The sequence below is a fragment of the Castellaniella sp. genome (genome assembly GCF_041675725.1).
Lineage (GTDB): Bacteria > Pseudomonadota > Gammaproteobacteria > Burkholderiales > Burkholderiaceae_B > Castellaniella.
On the sequence record NZ_JBAYTI010000002.1, the window covers coordinates 25,984 to 43,268 of the forward strand.

The following is a 17,285-nucleotide window of genomic DNA, read 5'->3' on the forward strand; positions in this document are numbered from 1 at the left end:
CCATGCGGACCTTGATCTGGACCTTCATCCTGTTCGCAGCCGCCGTCACGGCCGCCTTGCTGCTCAACGAGCACGGCGGCAATGTATTGATCCTGGCGCAGCCCTGGCGGATCGAACTTTCGATCTCGCTGGCCATCACGCTGCTGATTCTGGCCTTCATCGTCTTGCATGGCGTACTGCGCCTGATCGAATGGCTGGGTCGCGGCCCCCAGCGGGTGCGCGACTGGCGTGGCCGCCGAACCCAGAAACGCGATGTCGAGCTGCTCGAAAAGGGCTGGATCAATGCGCTCGAGGGCCGGTATGCCCAGGCCGAGAAGGACCTGGGCGCGCTGATGGCGCGCACACGGTCCGTGCCCCGCAAAGTGCTGGCCGGGCTCAGTGCGGCGCGTGCCTTGCATCTTCTGGGCGAATACGCACGGCGCGATCAGACATTGGCACTGGCGCGTGAAGGCGCTGCTTCAGACATGCGCCTGCGTCAGGCGGTCGATACCGTCACGGCCGAGATGCTGCTGGATCAAAATCGCGCCCAGGACGCACTCGAACTGCTGCAGCCCCTGCAGGATGCCTCTTCGCGTTTTCTGCACGGCACGCGCCTGCTGTTGCGGGCGCATCACCAGCTTGGGCATGCTGATCAGGTCTACGAGATCACCCGCCTGCTTTTGCGGCGCAGCGCCATCGAAGCGCCGCGCGCCCATCGCCTGATCTGCGACGCGGCGGTTCAGCGCCTGTCCCAGGCCACCGAATCCAGCTGGGGCGCCCTCTGGGGCGACTTGTCCGCCGCAGAGCGCCTCGATCCCCTGGTCGCCTTGGCGGGTTCCGATGCCCAGTTGCGTTTTGGCCATCCAGACGAGTCGGCGCGCATCCTCGAAGCCGCCCTCAATCAGGCGCTCGACGACCGGCTGTTGCGCGCGTATGCACGCTGCGATGCCGATCAGGCAAAAAAACGCCTCGGGCATGCCGAGATCTGGCTCAAGGCCAGTCCAGAACACCCTGGCCTTCTGACGGCGCTGGGGCAGCTGTGCCTGGCCGCCGAACTCTGGGGGCAGGGCGAGCACTATCTGCAGCGCAGCCTGGCATTGCGTTCAGATGCTCACGTGCACGCGTTGTTGGGCAATCTCCAGGATGCCCTGGGGCGGCCGGAATCGGCATTGTTGCACTGGCGTCAAGCCTGCGAGGCGGCAGATGCCGAAATTCCCACCATACGGCATATGTTGCCTGCCGCAGACATTCGCGATGATCCGGGCTACCTGAGCCTCGATGGCGTGGCGACACCGCCGGAGCCCGATGCACCGAACCCGCCCAAGCGCGCCGAAGAGCTCTATTTCGACAGCGCGCCCTTACCCGGTGTAGACATGTCGCAGACGTCGGATCGCGGTCTGCATCGCTGACACTTTTCATTCTTTGATTCACAAGGAAATCCAATGAGCCTGAACCAGGTCCCTCCGGGGGACAAGCTCCCCGAAGAATTCAATGTCGTGATTGAAATTCCCATGAACGCGGATCCGGTCAAATACGAAGTCGACGAGGCCAGCGGCGCCGTGTTCGTCGACCGCTTCATGCTGACGGCCATGCATTATCCATGCAATTACGGCTATATACCGCAAACCCTGTCCGAGGACGGCGATCCGGTCGACGTCCTGGTATTGTCGCCGTTTCCAGTGCAAGTGGGCACGGTCATTCCTTGCCGTGCATTGGGCGTGATGAACATGGAAGATGAAGCGGGCCTGGATGCGAAGCTGCTTGCCTGTCCAACAGACAAACTGTATCCGCCGTATCGGCACCTGCGCTCAACGGACGACCTGCCGTCCGAAGAGTTGGCGCGAATCCGGCATTTTTTCGAGCATTACAAGGATCTCGAAAAGGGCAAATGGGTGAAGGTCCAGGGCTGGTCCGGGCTCGAGGCGGCCAAGGAAGAAATCATGGCTTCGGTCAGGCGCTTTGCGGGCGGTTCGTCCAATTGAGCGCGTTCGTCATGACGCCGCCTGGTGATCCGGCCGTTCCTTCGGTACCTGTCCATACCCTGGCCATCGCCGCCTCCGGGGCGCGCTTTCCGGTGCGCCGCATCTACTGTGTAGGCCGCAATTACGCGGACCACGCCCGTGAAATGGGGGCGTCGGGGCGCGAGTTGCCGTTTTTCTTTGCCAAGCCAGCCGATGCAGCATTCAGCGTGCCCGAAGGCGCCTGCGGCGATCTGCCATACCCGCCAGCCACCGCAGATCTGCACCACGAGGTCGAACTGGTCGTTGCATTGGCCTCGGGGGGGCGCAACCTCTCGCCAGAGCAGGCGGCTCAGACGCCTTGGGGATACGCGATCGGGCTGGACATGACGCGCCGAGATCTCCAGGCCGCCGCGAAAAAAGCCGGCAGGCCCTGGGAAACGGCAAAAGCCTTCGATTTCAGCGCGCCGATGGGGCCTTTGCACCCAGTGCGGGCGGTGGGGGCCCTGTCGTCCGGTGCGATCGAGCTGTGGGTCAACGGCCAGTTGCGCCAATCGGGGGATCTCGCCGACATGATCTGGTCGGTGCCCGAAGCCATCGCCTATCTCTCGACGCTGTTCGAGTTGCGGGCGGGTGATCTGCTGTTTACCGGAACGCCGGCGGGCGTCGGTGCCGTCCAGGTGGGCGACCGGCTCGAGGCCCGCATCGAACGGCTCGGCATGCTGCGGTTACAGGTAGTCTAGCGGCTGTATCCAACCCAAAACCGGCCCCGATGCGTGCATCGGGGTTTTTTTATCCGTTTCGGGTTCCGCGAATAGCCGTGGATTCTGTGCTGCGGGACACTGGGCTCCCGTCCTGTCCAATCGGAGCCCGCCATGAAAATCCCCGATCCCCTTGCGTTCATCCGGCATCCCGTCGCAGGCCAGCCAAACGTGCGGCGTGCCCGGTCCGCGGGCCAGGCCATGGTCGAATATGTGATTGTGGTCGCGCTGGTGGCAGTCGCCGCGATTGCCGTGTACCAGCTCTTCGGCCAGGTGATACGGGCACAGACCGCGGCGATGGCCCGAGAAATCGCCGGGGAAGACGGTTCGGAACAATCCCGCATGGCGCAGTCTGCCGCAGACGCGGCGGCGGCACAGGCGGCCGCCAAGTCGCTCAAGTCATTTACCGGCAATGCAGATGCGGCTCAATGATGGGCGGGGCGGCCTCACCGGCTGGCCAGCGGCCGCAAGCGCGCGCCGCCAGAAAGGGCAGGTGCTGGCGTTGGGGCTGTTGTTGGCCGCCATTGTGGGTCTGGCCTGGGTCAGCCGGTTTTCAATGGGGCAGCTCCTGGGTGAAAAAACCCGCCTCATCCACGGGCTCGATGCGGCCGCCTACAGCGGGGCGCTGGTGCAGGCGCGCACCCTCAATTTCCTGTCCTATCTACACCGTGCTCAATGGGCACACCAGCTGGCCATGGCCCACCTGGTCACGCTGGGCAGCTGGGCGCATTTCGGTGGCATGGAGGCCCGACGCCTTGCACAGGGCAACCCGCCGGCTCATCTGATCGGCCTCGAATTCGGACCCGCGCATGGGCAGGCCTACCTGGCGGCCGCGCAGGCGGTCGGGCTCGAGCAGCAGGCGCGCCAGGGCAGTGCATTGCGCCAGGCCTACGCGGCTCATGAAACCTTTGTGCATGACACGACTCAGGCGTTGGCGGCGGTGCTGGTACAGGCGCTGCCCGACCGCCGGATGGCGATGATGCAGGCGGTCATGGCGGCCCATTACCCTGAAGACGGCACGCTGTCCTGGCAACTTGAAATCCTGCACGACGATTGGCCCGGTTTCGTCCAGCGCCAGCCGCCCGATGCGGCCATGGTTGCATGGCTCACGTCGCTGGCGGCCCCCTACCGGTTCCTGGGCCCCAGGCAATATACCGCGCGCAATCCATGGCCTGTCAGCGGACGCTGCCCGTCGCGGCGCCATGAACTGCGGCGTCGGGGCGAAACCCGGATAGACACCGCAGGGCGCTGGCAGGCGGGCGACACCCAATCCTTTCATGCCCTGCGCTCCAACCGCTGGATCGGCTGTTACTACCGCGAATACGCCATGGGTTGGGCCTGGCTCCCCGCCCATGACGGGCAGGTACTGGCTGAAGACCATGTCCAGAATCCGCCTGACGCTTTTGCCGATCAGGCTTTCTGGCGCTGGGTTCAGGCTGCCGCCGGCTGGGATCTGGCGGGCGGGCAGGCCAATCCCCTGGCCAATTCATACGCCGTGCGCGATCGGCAGGTGTGGGGCGGGCGCGGGTTGGCTGCTCATCAGGATATCCAGGCGTCTTTCGGGCATCAGGGTCAGGCCCGGTTCGTGGTGCGGGCACAGCGTACCGGGCCGCAAGGCCGACGCGTAAGGGCCCGCAGCGCGGCGGAAAGCCATTTTTCAAGGCCACATATCCGCCTGGATGGTCGGCGTGAAACCCCCAACCTGTTTCATCCGTACTGGCTGGCCCGCCTCGCGTCGGGGCTCGATGAGCCGGCAGGGGAATGACATGGGCTGTCAAGCACAAGCGGGCCAGGCGCTGATCGAAGCGTTGCTGGTATTGGGCGGGTTGGGTTCGTTCTGGATTGCGATCGGCTGGCTGGGCCAGTTGCAGGATATCCGCCAGCAGCTTGATCACGCCAGCCGGCATGCCGCTTTTGCCCATGCCTATCAAGGGCTCGAGCCTCTCATGATCGACTTGCAGGTGCAACAGGATCTGTCTGGCCCCGGCAACCGCTGGCAAGGCCGGGATGGCCAGGCACGGGCGGCTGGCGCACCCCGGGTCAGTCTCGACCAGGTCGAGACACCGCCCTTTGCGCAGATCGGTGATCCCCTGCCGATCGCCGCTGCGTTGCGGGCCGAGTTGCAGCTGGGCGATGCGCTGCCCTGGCGGGCACACGTTTCACTCACCACGCGCGGCCTACCAACGGCGACGGGCACCTTGCGCGATTTCGATCAACTGGGTTTGTCCCTGCACCGTCATACAGCCATTGCTGCGGGTTCTGGGGCCGCGCATTCCGATGCGGCGGTGCAAGACACGTTGGGGCGCAGTGCAGCCGCCTGGCGAAGCATGGCGGAGCCATCCCGGGGGGCCGGGCAGGCGGTCAGCCAGCGCATGGCTGGGGTCGATCAGGCCTGGGGGCGCGCGCAACCAGACTGGGACTGGCTGTCATCCTGGGTCGGGCGGATTCCCGCCCGCTATCTCGAGGACACACCATGAACCGCGCCTTGTTGAACCGCCTGCATCGCCTGATGTACTGGCTGGTCATGCTGCCGCTCGTATTCGGGCTCCAGGTCGGCGCCAGCCGGGCGGGCACGTTCTCTTGGGACGACACTGGTTTGCCTACAGGGCCCGATTGGGCGTGGGCCGACCCCGAACGCTTCGACTGGCCGGCCGCATCGCTCGACGTGCGGCCTTTCAAGGCCGCGCACGGCATACCTGCGGTTGTGGACGCGCTCGCGGCACGCCTGGGTCGGCGCTTCGATCGGATGCAATTTTCCATCGAAGGTCTGCAGCTGTCCGGCCTTTGGCAGGGTCAACACTGGCTCGTTCGCCTGCAACCCACTGCATCGGGCACCTACGGGGTGCTGTCGGTCCTTTCTCCCAGGCCTGTTCAGCCTGCAATGCAGAGCCTGTCAACGCTTGCGCCACCGGTTTGCTCGCGGGTACTCAGCATGTCCACTCGGGCTTCTGCGGGCCGGGAGCAACTGATGATCTATCGCTGCCCAATAGGCGCCCGCCCTCTCGTCATGCAGGTCCACCAGAGCCTGCAGGCGCAGGGTTGGCAGCGGTCCGTGCCCAGGCGCGCGAAGGCAGCGGATACCCCAGATGCGGACATCGATGACCCCCGCTTCTCGACAGACTGGCTGCTTCCACGGTTCAACGCGGTTCTCAACGTGCTCGTTCGCAGACTCGGCAAAGAAACGGCATTGGTATTTTGGCTGCGTCCCGAGGGCTCATGAACATGCGGCTTGCACTTCCGTCGCGCCCTGTATTCCTGGGCATTTTGGCGGCCTTCTGCGGATTGCTGGCCGCCGTGTTGCTGGGTCAGCATGTGCGCGAGCGGGTCCAGGCCATCGAGCGGCAGGCGCGTCTCGAAATGGTCGAGCGCATTGTCGCGGCCCGCGACATGCTGGCCGGCACCCGGCTCGAACCAGCCGATCTCGCAGTGCGCGCGTTCCCGGTCCGCTGGGCGGGCAGCGATACTCTGCCAGCCGCGCGCCATCTCGAACTGCAGGGCAGGGTGCTGACGGCAGACGTGCAGGCGGGCAATCCGCTCCTGCTCGCGCATGTGCGGCCGCCGTCCGAGGCATTCTCCGAGCAGCTGGCGCCCGGACGGCGCGCTGTGACACTGCCGGTGGATCAGGTCAATTCTTTGTCTGGCCTGCTGCAACCCGGCGACCTGATCGATCTCTATGTTTCGTTCGACCACCAACGCAAGCGCCTTACGACACCCTTGCTGCAAGGGGTGCAAGTTCTGGCTACGGGCCATGAAACCCAGGTTTCCGGGCAGCCGGAGGCGGTGGCTTACAGCACGATCACGCTCGATGCGGCACCAGAGGATGTGATCAAGCTGGTGGCCGCCCGTCAGGCCGGCTCCCTGACCGCGATTCTTCGGCACCCGGGCGATGCACAAGCCAACCGGCTGGCCGCTCGCGGAGATCTTGCTTCGCTGTTGGGGGTGGCCAATCCGCCGCCGCAGCCGGCGCGCAAGGCGGTCATTCTGTATGGCTCGTCAGGGGCACGGGGTTTGCCTGCCTGGGCCCGAACCGAAAGGCCGGTAGCCCGCCCCGGTAGCGGTTGGTTCGACATGCCCGCCGATCTGCAACTGAGCACCGCGTGGCAGCGCAGCGGTGTCGCGGCGGATCCCTCGGCCGATGGCCCTGGCGCCCAGGATACAGATCTCTATCCCCAGGCGAACGCCGGTGCCTGGCCGCAGTTGCAAGGGCCGTTCGATCAGCGCCTGCCCGCCATCGATCCGGCCGGTCCGGATGAGGAGGAATTTCCATGAGCATCCAAGTGTGCGCCCGAATCGGCTGCTGCTGCACCGTGGTGATGGCATGGCTGCTGCTGCTCCCGGCGGTCATGGCGGCGCAGGCCGTTCCTGAAACCGCGCTGGCGCTGCAAGTGGGGGAGGTGCGCGTATTGGGCATACCTGGCGTTGCCCGGGTCGCGGTGGGCGATGGCAAGATTCTCAATGCAGTCAGTACGGATGACCGTGAAGTGATTCTATTTGCGCGCAACATGGGGTTTACCACCTTGCACGTCTGGACGGCCGATGGCAAGGTGCAGCGCTATGCCGTCGAGGTGGCGCCGGAAGGCGCCCGCCAGCTTCAGGACGAGTTGCGCAGCCTGGTCGAGCGCATTCCGGGTGTCCGGGTATCCGTGTTGGGTGAAAAGCTGGTCGTCGAAGGCGATGAGCTGTCCGATAGCGATCGGCAGCGGCTGTCCGAGCTGGGGCGCCGCTATCCACAATTGCTGGATTTCACTGGCACCATGGGTTGGGACCAAATGGTCCTGCTGGACGTACAGGTAGTGGAAGTCCCCAGAACCCTGCTGCGTGAGCTGGGCGTGCGCTGGGAATCGCACAGTGGCGGCGGCGCCACCGTCGGCCTGGGGCTCGACGGCGGATCGCGGCGCTTTGCCGACCGACCCGGCCAGAGCGTACTGCCCCTGCCGTTTCCTGCGGCACCCGCGGCGGGGTACTACGGCATCAACGCACTGTTTGCCTCGCGCATCGACCTGCTGGCCCAGGAGGGTCAGGCCTTGGTCCTCGCGCAGCCCCAGCTGCTTGCGCGCAGTGGCGCGACCGCAGAGTTTCTCGCCGGCGGCGAGGTTCCCTACAGTACGACAGACCACAATGGCAATACCCAGACCTCATTCAAATCCTATGGGGTGTCCTTGCGCATCACACCTTCCATTGAACGCAATGGGGCCGTGCGTTCGCGTATCGAGGTCGAGGTCAGCTCGATCGACTCTTCGCTCTCGGTGCCGGGCGGGCCATCACTGAAGACCCGGCGCACGGCCACGGAATTCAACGTCCGTTCGGGGCAAACGCTGGTGTTGGCCGGGTTCTTGTCCCGCGACCAGTCCCGCAATGTGGACAAGCTGCCAGGCCTGGGCGATGTGCCGCTGGTGGGTTCGCTTTTTCGGTCGGTTCGCAGCCAGCGCCAGGAAACCGAATTGGTGATACTGGTCACCCCGCATGTGGTAATGGCCGATCATCCCGATCTGGGCGAGCGGGTGCAGCGTGCCATCGGCATCGTGAAACAGGGTTTCAGCGAAGAACCCACGCTGATCAATCCCATCCGCGGCGCGCGGCCCGCCCCGCCTTCAAGCACCCAGCAGCGCTGGAATCCCCGGGCGCCCGGCCCAGGCTCGCAATGGCGGGCGGTCCCGCCCATCGGGATGCGCTGAAATGAGATCGGTCAAGCTGCAATTATCCTTTGAAGACGGGCGCCAACTGCAGGCGCAGCATGCGCTGCCCCTGCTGATCGGGCGCGAGTCAGGGTGTGCGCTGGTTCTGCGAGGCTGGCGTGTGGCGCGCCACCATGCCCGCCTGGTGGATCGCCAGGGCGAGATCTGGGTCGAAGACCTCGGGTCGCTGGGCGGCACGTTCGTCAACGGCACCCGGGTGGCCACCCATGGCCCTTTGCGCCCCACCGACGAGTTGCTGATCGGCCCATGCCTGATCCGCCTTCTTGCCGCCGAGGGGCCGGCCGGCGGCGAGGATTCGTCCGAGCATCCACCGCCCTGCGAATCGGGTACGAACCTGGCTGATGCGCCATCTCATGCCGACGCGGGGCCGTCTGAAACCGTTTCGGTCATGGCGTGGTCCGCCGAGGACAAGGCGATGCGGCAGCATTTGCACGACGAGCTGATCGCCGCCCTGCAGCTGCGCCGCCATGATATCAGCCACATGAGTCACGATGCCCTGCGGGCCGAAGCCACGGCGGTTCTGCACCAGCTGTTGTCGGGCCAGCCGCACCCGGCCACTGGTGTCGAGCGTGATGCGCTGGTCCGGGCGTTGGTCGATGAAGCCGTCGGCCTGGGCCCCCTCGAGCCCTTGCTCGCTGATCCCGATGTTTCCGAAATCATGGTCAATCGGCACGACGAGGTCTTTGTCGAGCGCGCCGGGCGCCTGCTGCGCGCCAGCGCCTGCTTCAGCAGCGAACAAGCCGTGCTCGGGATCATCGAGCGTATCGTCACGCCGCTGGGAAGACGCATCGATGACAGTTCGCCCATGGTGGATGCCCGCCTGCGCGATGGCTCCCGAGTCAATGCCGTGATTTCCCCGATCGCACTGCGGGGAGCCAGCCTGACTATCCGAAAATTTCCGCTGCGTCGCCTGGCCATGCAAGACCTCCTGGACGCCGGTACCCTGGATCAGGCGATGGCAAGCTTCCTGACGCTCTGTGTCCGGCACCGCAAGAACATCGTCGTATCCGGCGGAACCGGTTCTGGAAAAACCAGCTTGCTCAACATACTGTCCAATGCCATCCCGGCCGGCGAACGTATCCTGACGATCGAGGATGCCGCCGAGCTGCGCCTGAATCATGGGCATCTGGTCAGCCTGGAGGCCAGGCCGCCCAATCTCGAAGGGCGGGGCCGGGTCGAAATTCGGGATCTGGTGCGCAATGCGCTGCGCATGCGCCCCGACCGGATCGTGGTCGGAGAATGCCGCGGCGCCGAAGCCTTCGACATGCTGGCCGCCATGAATACAGGGCATGAGGGCTCGTTGACCACCTTGCATGCAAACAGCCCGCGCGATGCCCTGGGGCGCCTGGAGACGATGATCCTGATGGCCGGGATGGATTTGCCCCTGGCCGCCATTCGCGAGCATATCGCAGCCAGTATCGATATGCTGGTTCAGCTCGTGCGGGTCGCGGATGGCCGCCGGTTGATCAGCGCCATCGTGCAGGTCACCGGCATGGAGGCCGGCCGCATTCAGCTGCAGGATATCTATCTGGGCAAACCGGGGCCGCCGGCTGTGTTTTCTGGCTGTGGCCTGTTGCCACGGGGTTTCGAAGACATCCAGGCGCTCGATCCAGCACTTTTCACGGGGCATACCGTGTGTCCCGCGCCAACGGCTGCCGGCGCACCGCCGCGTTTCGGAGGTTAGCATGTGGTGGTTGATGTGGCTGCCTGCAGGGCTCTGTCTGGCGATCGGGGCCTGGCTGCTGATGAACCAGGCCGAGCGCCGTTGGCAGGCCTACAGACAGCGTGTGGATGAGGAAACCCGGCATACGCTCGATGCCTCGTTTCTGTTTATCGATCCACGTCGGGTGTGGCTGGCCTTCATGGGGCTGTTGGCGGTACTGGCCGTCGTATTTGCCTGGGTCGTGGGCCGCTGGTGGGGCGTATGGCCTGTATTCGTCGCACTGGCGATCCTGCCCAGGCTCATCCTGCAACAGTTCGGGCGTCGCCGGGTCGAGCGCTTCGATGCTCAACTGCCCCACATGATCCTGGCGCTTGCGGGGGCGCTGCGTGCCGGATCGGGTCTGCAGCCGGCACTGCAGCATCTGGCGGCGCAATCGCCCGTACCCCTGTCCCAAGAACTGGGCCTGATGCTGCGTCAGCAGCGCCTGGGCATGAGCCTGGAATCCTCACTCGACGCTTTGCGTACTCGAATGCCGACCGAGTCCTGCGCACTGTTCGTATCAGCGGTCGGGATCGCCTTGCGCACGGGCGGCAACCTGGCTGACACGCTCGAGAGCATGGCGACGACATTGCGCATGCGCCAGCATTGGATCGGGCGTGTCCGCGCGCTGACGGCACAGGGCCGCCTGCAAAGTCACATCATGCTGGGTTTGCCGGTCCTGCTGGTGATCGTGCTGGCTCGGCTCGAGCCCGACGCCATGTCTCTGCTGTGGACCACTTGGTATGGGTGGTTCGTCCTGTCGGCGCTCATCGTACTGGATCTGATCGGCATGTTCTGGATCCGGCGCATCACGCGCATCGACATCTGAGCACCCCATGCTCTGGGCCAGCCTCGCCTTCACCGCGCTTGCCATGGGCCTGGGGCTCTGGCTGCTGGGGCGGCCATGGGCGAACCTGCCGGTTTGCGAAACGCAGCCTGCGGCCCCGCCATGGTGGCCATGGATCGTGGCTCTGGAACCCTGGTGCCGCCCGTGGGTCACCTGGAAGATGCGCCTGCATTTGCGCCAGTGGGGGCCTCGCGCCGGCCTCGATGAGCGCTGGAATCCGGCCCGATGGCTGGCGGCGCGTTTGCTGTGCTTGCTGGGGGCTGGCATGGCGGCGCTGCTGCTGGCGGCGTGGCTGGACGCACCGGCCCGGGCGTGTGGCCTGGGCGGCATCGTGGCCGCCACCAGTGGCTATTTCTGGCCCGAATGGCGAATGCGCCGGCAGATCGCCGCGCGCCGCCTGGCCATGCAGCGCGAGCTGCCCTTCCTGCTGGATCTCCTGTCGTTGTGTGTCGAGGCGGGCCAGGGCCTGTCCGCCGCGTTGCAACAGGTCGCCGGGCAGGCGCCTGAAGGCCTGTTGCGTGCCAGTCTGTTTGCGGCCGTCCGCCTGGAGCGCACCGGGGTAAGCCGTGCCGAGTGGCTCCAGCGCTGGGCCGAGGACACCGATGTACAAGGCGTGCGCAATCTGGTCTTTGCGCTGCTTCAGGCTGATCGGCTTGGCATGAGTCTGGGCCCGCTACTGAAAGCGCAGGCCGAGCACCAGCGCAGCGAACGCTTTCAGCGCGCCGAGAAACTCGCGCTGGAAGCACCCGTGAAGATACTGTTTCCGATGGTTCTATGCATTTTTCCCTGCACTTTCCTGGTCATTGCGTTCCCCGTCATCGTCAAATTTCTGGGGCTCAGTCCGTGATCGGGCGGCACCGGGGTCTGGGCCCGCAGGAGGTGGCTTGCTGGCTGGGTAGCCAACAGCCCATGACTTTGGTTGCGGCGCGGGGTTTCAAAGCCCGTTGGCTGGGGTTGGCCGCTTGGTCAACATGGGGGAACAGCCCGCGTGGCCTGTTGTTCATGTCATGCAATGCGATCCATACATGGGCCCTGGCCAACCCCATCGATGTCCTGTTTCTGGGGCCTGCGGGCGCGGTGCTGAGCCAGCATGAATCCTTGCGGCCGTGGCGGTGGGCTGGGTGCGTCCGCGCGTCCGCCGTGCTCGAGCTGCCGGCCGGGTATTGTCGGATGCCTGGTTGGCAGGCTCAGCTTGCCGAGGCCTGGTCTCGGATCGACGCCCCCTGATTGCTTTCAAAAATACTACGGTAAATGGGGTAAAAACTACAGTAAAGCAGTGCGGTGATCAGGATGTCGAGTGGCAGGATGACCCAGGCCAGGGTCGAGTCGCTCATGCCGGATGCTGCCAGCAGGCCGATGAATTCGTGCAATCCTAGGTAAGCTGCGACCCACGTGACGATGTACAGCAGGATGGCTCCTTTATTGCGCCAGCACGCGACCATCGAGTAGAACAGCGCCCGGCGCAGCGGCAGAGCGTGCCAGCCCACGAGCGCCGGCGCGTGCCAGAACAGGGCCGAAAGGAACAGATAGATCAGGCCAAACAGCATCAACGGCGCCCACATGGCCTGAGCCAGGGCCTGCAGGTCGGGCGTTTCCTGCAAATCGATCAGGTCGACCAGGGTGTCCATGAACGGCAGCAGCGCTACGAACGCCGCGACGAAGGAGCATACCAGCCAGGCCCAGCCCAGCCTGAGCAAACCGCGCAGAACGCCCGGTGTCTTCAGCGGCAGGAACCACATGCCCGGCAGAATGCGGCGATCGTTGGCCAGATGTTTGCCGGCGCAGAGTGTCAGGTACGTGAGCGTCGGCGTCAGCGTTACAAGAATCGCCTGGCCAATGACCGGAAACAGGGCGCCCGCATTGATGAACAGGCTGGTGAGCACGCTCCAGAACAGCATGGCCACGGGTTGGCGTCTGAACAGCGCATAACCTTGCTGGATCCAGAACCAGCCGGCGCGGGTCGGCAGGATGGCGGCTTGCAATGGTTTCATGGTTGGGGCAAGGCAGGGGCGGGGCGCGTGCTGCGCAGCCGCAGGATGCGCTCGAAGTGGCGCGGGTCGTGCGGTTTGAGCGTTTGGGCAGGGCGCGGCAGATAATAGTCGTGCAGGCGCGACACCCAGAACCGGAGCGCAGCGGCCCGCAGCATGGTCGGCCATGCCGCCGCTTCCTCGGGGCTGAATGGACGCACCGCGTGATAGGCCTCGAGCCATGCCTGCAGGCGCGTGCGGATGAAGCGCCCGGTCGGGCGCTGAATGCACCAGTCGTTCACACTGACGGCGACATCGAACAACCACGTATCGCAACCGGCAAAATAAAAATCGATGAAACCACCCATGCGGGGCGATTCCCAGGTGCCATCGAACAGGACATTGTCGCGAAAAAGATCGCAGTGCGCCGGCCCCGACGGCAATTTCGCATACAGGGCACTGGCGGCAAATACCGCCTGCTCGGCCAGCGATTCGTGCAGCAGGGTCTGTTGTGCGGGATTCAGAAACGCCTGTATCACGGGCGCGGTCGCCTGCCACCACGCCAGGCCACGCAGATTGGGTTGATGGATGGGGAAATCCTGTGCAGCCAGATGGGCTTGGGCCAGGGTTCGACCTGCGAGTGCGCAATGCTGGGGCCCGGGCTCGGGTTCATACCCCCCCGAGAGACGGGTGACGATCACCGCCGGTTTGCCGCATACCCTGCTGAGGCGGGCGCCGTCGTATCGGGTCTGGGGTTGTGGGACCGGCACGCCGGCCAGCGCCAGGTGGTGCATCAGCTCGATATAGAAAGGCAGCTGCTCAGCCGTCAGCACTTCGAACAGCGTCAGTACGAAGGCACCGCGTTCAGTGTCGAGGAAGTAGTTGGTATTTTCGATGCCGGCGGCGATGCCGCGCAGGGCCACCAGCCTGCCCAGATCGTACTCGAGCAGCAGCGTACAGGCATCGTCGTTGCTGACAGGGGTGAAAACGGCCATGGATGAGGAAAGCGGGCAGGTGCCGCAGCGGATTGACGAGAGGGAATCTGCCTGGCGTCAATGACGCGCCGACAAACCAGGAATGGAAGATTTTAGTCCAAATGACCAGCGGGGTCGCTGCGGCCCTGGTCGGGATGGTCCAGGGTAGAATGAGGCTTTGCTGAAAATACCATCGACGGCCTGTGTCTACTCTTGCCCGACGCGCAACGCCGGATCCTGTGCGCCCTGGGGCCTGGCGGCTTTGCGTGGCACCCATGATCGACGTAACCGACCGCCATTGCCGCTACTTTCATCGCCAGCTGGCGCCCACCGCGCGGCTCTATACCGAGATGGTCACCACGGGCGCTCTGCTGTACGGCCAGGCGTCACGGCACCTGGATTTCGATCCGGCCGAGCATCCCGTGGCCCTGCAATTGGGGGGCAGCGATCCATATGATCTCGCGCGGGCTGCCCGATTGGGGGCCCAGTGGGGGTACGATGAAATCAACCTGAATTGTGGTTGCCCGTCGGATCGGGTCCAGCAGGGCGCATTCGGCGCCTGTCTCATGGCCGAACCCCTGAAAGTGGCCGATTGCGTGCGGGCGATGCAAGACGCCACCAGCCTGCCCGTTACCGTGAAGCATCGCTTGGGGCTGGATCACGAAGAATCCTATGATTTTGTACGTGATTTCGTCGGTATCCTGTACGAAGCCGGTTGCCGGGTGTTCATCGTGCACGCGCGCAATGCCATCTTGCGGGGCCTCTCGCCCCGGGAAAACCGCCAGATCCCGCCGCTGCGCCCGCAGTACGCCCATCGGCTGAAGGCCGATTTCCCCGATGCGGTCATCGTTCTGAATGGGGGGCTGGCTGACGTGGCCAGTTGTCTGCATTGGCTCGAACAACTCGATGGGGTCATGCTGGGCCGGGCCGCATGGCATCACCCGGATGTGCTCTCACAGTTGCATCAGGCGCTCGAGCCCCACAGCCCCCTGCCAGCCCGCGAAGAAATCCTTGAGACCCTGTTGCCCTACTTGGCCCGGCATCATGCCCAAGGGGTGCCCATGCCCATTCTGGTGCGCGGCTTGCTGGGCTGGCACGCGGGCACCAAGGGCGCCCGCAAGTGGCGGCGCATGCTGTCCGACCCCGCGATACTGAACCGCCTGGGCCCCCAAGCGGTGCGCCACGCCTGGCGGGCCCTTCAACCCGGTCTTATGGCACGGGCGGGCGGGCTGGCGTCATCTGCCGGCCAGTCGCGTATGTAGGCCTTGAGCATGTCGTTTTCGAACTTCTGGGCTTCGACCAATGCGCGCGCCATGTCGTAAAAGGAAATTACCCCCATCAGGGTGGGGCCATCCATGACGGGAATGTAGCGCGCATGCTTGTCGAGCATCAGGCGCTGGACTTCATGTGCATCGGTGTTGGGCGTAACGCTGACCGGTGCGTCGTCCATGATGCTGCGTACGGTGAAGTCATCTGTTTGCCCGTGATGGGCGTCGAGGTGGCGGATGATCTCACGGAAGGTGAGCATGCCGGCCAGCTGCCCGTGATCCATGATGACCAGCGAACCGATGTCGAACTGGCTCATGGTCGCCAGGGCGCTGCGCACCGGCATATCGGGCGTGCCGGTATATAAGGCATTGCCCTTGACGCGCAGGATTTCATTGACTTTCAGCATGGCGGGCTCCTGGATGCGTGATCGACACGTGTTGCTATTGTGCCTGATCGGTTCGTTTTTCGACAGATGCCGAAGTGAACAGGGGATCCAGCAGCGGGGCTTCACCCCGTAAAGCGTCGGACAGGGCCTGAAGCTGCCACTCTTGAATGCCGGGCTGGCGGGTGTCCAGCAGCAGGCGCTCCACGGCGGGGGTGATGTCCGTGCTGGCTGGATTGCAGGCCAGGACCCAGTGATCTGAATCCGCGACGGGCACGGCGTAGCCCGACTCGCGCAAGGCATTCAGGACCTTGTCCAGATCGTCTGGGTGCAGCTGTAATTGGGCTTCGAGCGAGGCCAGATCCAGCCCCGGCGGATTGCCGTCACGCGCCAGCCAGAGCGCCTGGAGAATATCCAGCGCCCGTAGAATGCCCGCGCCGCGTTGATGCTGAAGACTGCGGCTGCGCAGGCGCAGGGCCGGCAACAGGGACGCCACGGTGGCCCCCATGAGGATCACCAGCCACGACAGGTAGATCCACAACAGAAAAATCGGCAAAGTGGCAAATGCGCCATAAATGACCGTATAGGAGGGGAATTGCGTCAGATACCAGGTGAACGCCCCTTTCATGATGCTCAGGACCACCGTGGCGCCCAGGCCGCCGGCGAGCGCGTCGCGCCATTGCACACGGCAATTGGGCACGAAGACATAGAGGGCGGTGAACCCCAGCACAGAGACCAGGAACGGCACCAGGGTCAGCAGCAACATGAACGTGTCGGGCAGGGCAGCGATGTAACCCAGCGATTCGCGCATCACGACGGCGCTGGCCCACAGGCTGGCGCCAACCAGCAGGGGACCCAGCGAAATGCTGGCCCAGTACACCAGCAGGCGCTGGCGCAGCGGGCGTTGGCGCGCGACCCGCCAGATGTCATTGAATGCCTCGTCGATGGTCATGATGAGCAGAATCGACGTCACCACCAGAAAGGCGCCGCCTACTGCCGTCAGGCCCGACGCCTGGGCGGCAAACTGGTTCAGATAGGTGACGATGGTGTCCGATACCGACGGCGGCAGCAGGCTGTCAGCCAGGAAAGCTTCCAGCGAATGACGAAATTCGCCAAAGAGCGGGAATGCCGTGAACAGCGCCAGCACCACGGCCAGCAGGGGGACGATTGCGAGTACCGTGGTGAAGGTCAGGCTGGATGCCACCTGCGTCAGTTTGCGCCGGGCCGCGAACTCCAGCGTAAACTTCAGGATGTCCAGGATGTGGGTTCGGCGCTCGGCCGACAGCACCGGGCCGGGGAGGCTGAATGTTTTGCGCATATGCGAGCGATTGTGGCATGGAACCTTGAGGCGATGATAGCAGCATGAATCCAGATCCACCTGCGTTTTGGCTGGCGTTGGCGCGCATCAGCCTGTTGGCGCTGATCGTCCTGTGTACGGGCTGGGAGCTCTGGTGGGCGCCTTTGCGCCCCGGGGGGTCGCTGTGGGCGCTCAAGGGGGTGCCGCTGCTCTTTGCCATATCCGGCGTGCTCAAGGGCAAACTGTATACCCTGCAGTGGGTGGCCATGCTCAGCCTGCTCTACCTGATGGAAGGGGCGGTTCGTGCCTGGTCAGACCTGTCCGCGGCATCTGAATACCTGGCCTGGCTTGAAATCGTGTGCGCCTCGGGGCTGTATCTCGGCGCCATTATGGCGGTGCGCCCGGCCAAGCAAGCGGCCCGCCTGCGCCGGAAGGCCTGAAAAGAATGCCATA

The 17,285-nt window shown here is 64.7% G+C and carries 19 protein-coding genes; 15 read left to right on the forward strand and 4 right to left on the reverse strand.

Annotation, left to right across the window (positions count from 1 at the left end; all coding sequences use genetic code 11):
• Positions 1-2 precede the first annotated feature (2 nt).
• The 13 genes from WCZ84_RS00660 to WCZ84_RS00720 all read left to right on the forward strand — a co-directional run bounded on the left by WCZ84_RS00660 (position 3) and on the right by WCZ84_RS00720 (position 12,170).
• Positions 3-1,388 carry a heme biosynthesis HemY N-terminal domain-containing protein gene (locus WCZ84_RS00660; RefSeq protein ID WP_372684321.1) on the forward strand — a complete coding sequence of 462 codons (1,386 nt, stop codon included), beginning with the start codon at positions 3-5 and terminating at the stop codon, positions 1,386-1,388.
• 33 nt (positions 1,389-1,421) lie between these two features.
• Positions 1,422-1,961 (forward strand): inorganic diphosphatase, encoded by a 540-nt coding sequence (gene ppa / locus WCZ84_RS00665; protein WP_372684322.1) that lies wholly within the window; start codon positions 1,422-1,424, stop codon positions 1,959-1,961.
• Between the two features lie 11 nt (positions 1,962-1,972).
• On the forward strand, positions 1,973-2,680 hold the full coding sequence (locus tag WCZ84_RS00670) for a fumarylacetoacetate hydrolase family protein (RefSeq protein WP_372684323.1): 708 nt from the start codon (positions 1,973-1,975) through the stop codon (positions 2,678-2,680).
• Positions 2,681-2,899: 219 nt separating this feature from the next.
• Positions 2,900-3,130 carry a hypothetical protein gene (locus WCZ84_RS00675; protein ID WP_372684375.1) on the forward strand — a complete coding sequence of 77 codons (231 nt, stop codon included), beginning with the start codon at positions 2,900-2,902 and terminating at the stop codon, positions 3,128-3,130.
• A complete protein-coding gene (locus tag WCZ84_RS00680; RefSeq protein ID WP_372684324.1) occupies positions 3,117-4,463 on the forward strand; it encodes a hypothetical protein in 1,347 nt (448 codons plus the stop codon). The genes WCZ84_RS00675 and WCZ84_RS00680 overlap by 14 nt, the downstream gene beginning before the upstream one ends.
• 1 nt (position 4,464) lies before the next feature.
• Positions 4,465-5,175, forward strand: a complete 711-nt coding sequence (locus WCZ84_RS00685) for a hypothetical protein (protein WP_372684325.1) — start codon at positions 4,465-4,467, stop codon at positions 5,173-5,175.
• A complete protein-coding gene (locus tag WCZ84_RS00690; protein WP_372684326.1) occupies positions 5,172-5,918 on the forward strand; it encodes a hypothetical protein in 747 nt (248 codons plus the stop codon). Before WCZ84_RS00685 ends, WCZ84_RS00690 begins: the two co-directional genes overlap by 4 nt.
• 2 nt (positions 5,919-5,920) lie before the next feature.
• On the forward strand, positions 5,921-6,967 hold the full coding sequence (cpaB, locus tag WCZ84_RS00695) for a Flp pilus assembly protein CpaB (RefSeq protein WP_372684327.1): 1,047 nt from the start codon (positions 5,921-5,923) through the stop codon (positions 6,965-6,967).
• Positions 6,964-8,373 (forward strand): type II and III secretion system protein family protein, encoded by a 1,410-nt coding sequence (locus WCZ84_RS00700; RefSeq protein WP_372684328.1) that lies wholly within the window; start codon positions 6,964-6,966, stop codon positions 8,371-8,373. The genes cpaB and WCZ84_RS00700 overlap by 4 nt, the downstream gene beginning before the upstream one ends.
• Before the next feature lies 1 nt (position 8,374).
• On the forward strand, positions 8,375-10,078 hold the full coding sequence (locus WCZ84_RS00705; protein WP_372684329.1) for an ATPase, T2SS/T4P/T4SS family: 1,704 nt from the start codon (positions 8,375-8,377) through the stop codon (positions 10,076-10,078).
• Position 10,079: 1 nt separating this feature from the next.
• Entirely contained in the window at positions 10,080-10,925 is an 846-nt protein-coding gene (locus tag WCZ84_RS00710) for a type II secretion system F family protein (protein WP_372684330.1), read from the forward strand.
• Between the two features lie 7 nt (positions 10,926-10,932).
• Positions 10,933-11,790, forward strand: coding sequence for a type II secretion system F family protein (locus tag WCZ84_RS00715; protein ID WP_372684331.1), 858 nt, complete (start codon positions 10,933-10,935; stop codon positions 11,788-11,790).
• 62 nt (positions 11,791-11,852) lie between these two features.
• Entirely contained in the window at positions 11,853-12,170 is a 318-nt protein-coding gene (locus WCZ84_RS00720) for a DUF192 domain-containing protein (protein WP_372684332.1), read from the forward strand.
• Here the strand turns inward: WCZ84_RS00720 and WCZ84_RS00725 are convergent.
• A complete protein-coding gene (locus WCZ84_RS00725) occupies positions 12,131-12,934 on the reverse strand; it encodes a BPSS1780 family membrane protein (RefSeq protein ID WP_372684333.1) in 804 nt (267 codons plus the stop codon). The two genes, WCZ84_RS00720 and WCZ84_RS00725, sit on opposite strands and share 40 nt — an antisense overlap.
• Positions 12,931-13,905, reverse strand: coding sequence for a homoserine kinase (locus WCZ84_RS00730; protein ID WP_372684334.1), 975 nt, complete (start codon positions 13,903-13,905; stop codon positions 12,931-12,933). The genes WCZ84_RS00725 and WCZ84_RS00730 overlap by 4 nt, the downstream gene beginning before the upstream one ends.
• A 254-nt stretch (positions 13,906-14,159) precedes the next feature.
• Here WCZ84_RS00730 and dusA point away from each other — a divergent pair, with 254 nt between their 5' ends.
• A complete protein-coding gene (gene dusA / locus WCZ84_RS00735; protein ID WP_372684335.1) occupies positions 14,160-15,146 on the forward strand; it encodes a tRNA dihydrouridine(20/20a) synthase DusA in 987 nt (328 codons plus the stop codon).
• Here the strand turns inward: dusA and WCZ84_RS00740 are convergent.
• Complete coding sequence (locus WCZ84_RS00740; protein WP_372684336.1) at positions 15,083-15,559, reverse strand: CBS domain-containing protein; 477 nt, start codon at positions 15,557-15,559, stop codon at positions 15,083-15,085. The genes dusA and WCZ84_RS00740 overlap by 64 nt on opposite strands.
• A 34-nt stretch (positions 15,560-15,593) precedes the next feature.
• Positions 15,594-16,853 (reverse strand): YihY family inner membrane protein, encoded by a 1,260-nt coding sequence (locus WCZ84_RS00745; protein WP_372684337.1) that lies wholly within the window; start codon positions 16,851-16,853, stop codon positions 15,594-15,596.
• Positions 16,854-16,897: 44 nt separating this feature from the next.
• On the opposite strand from WCZ84_RS00745, the gene WCZ84_RS00750 reads away from it, so the two are divergent.
• On the forward strand, positions 16,898-17,272 hold the full coding sequence (locus tag WCZ84_RS00750) for a DUF2069 domain-containing protein (RefSeq protein WP_372684338.1): 375 nt from the start codon (positions 16,898-16,900) through the stop codon (positions 17,270-17,272).
• Positions 17,273-17,285 lie beyond the last annotated feature (13 nt).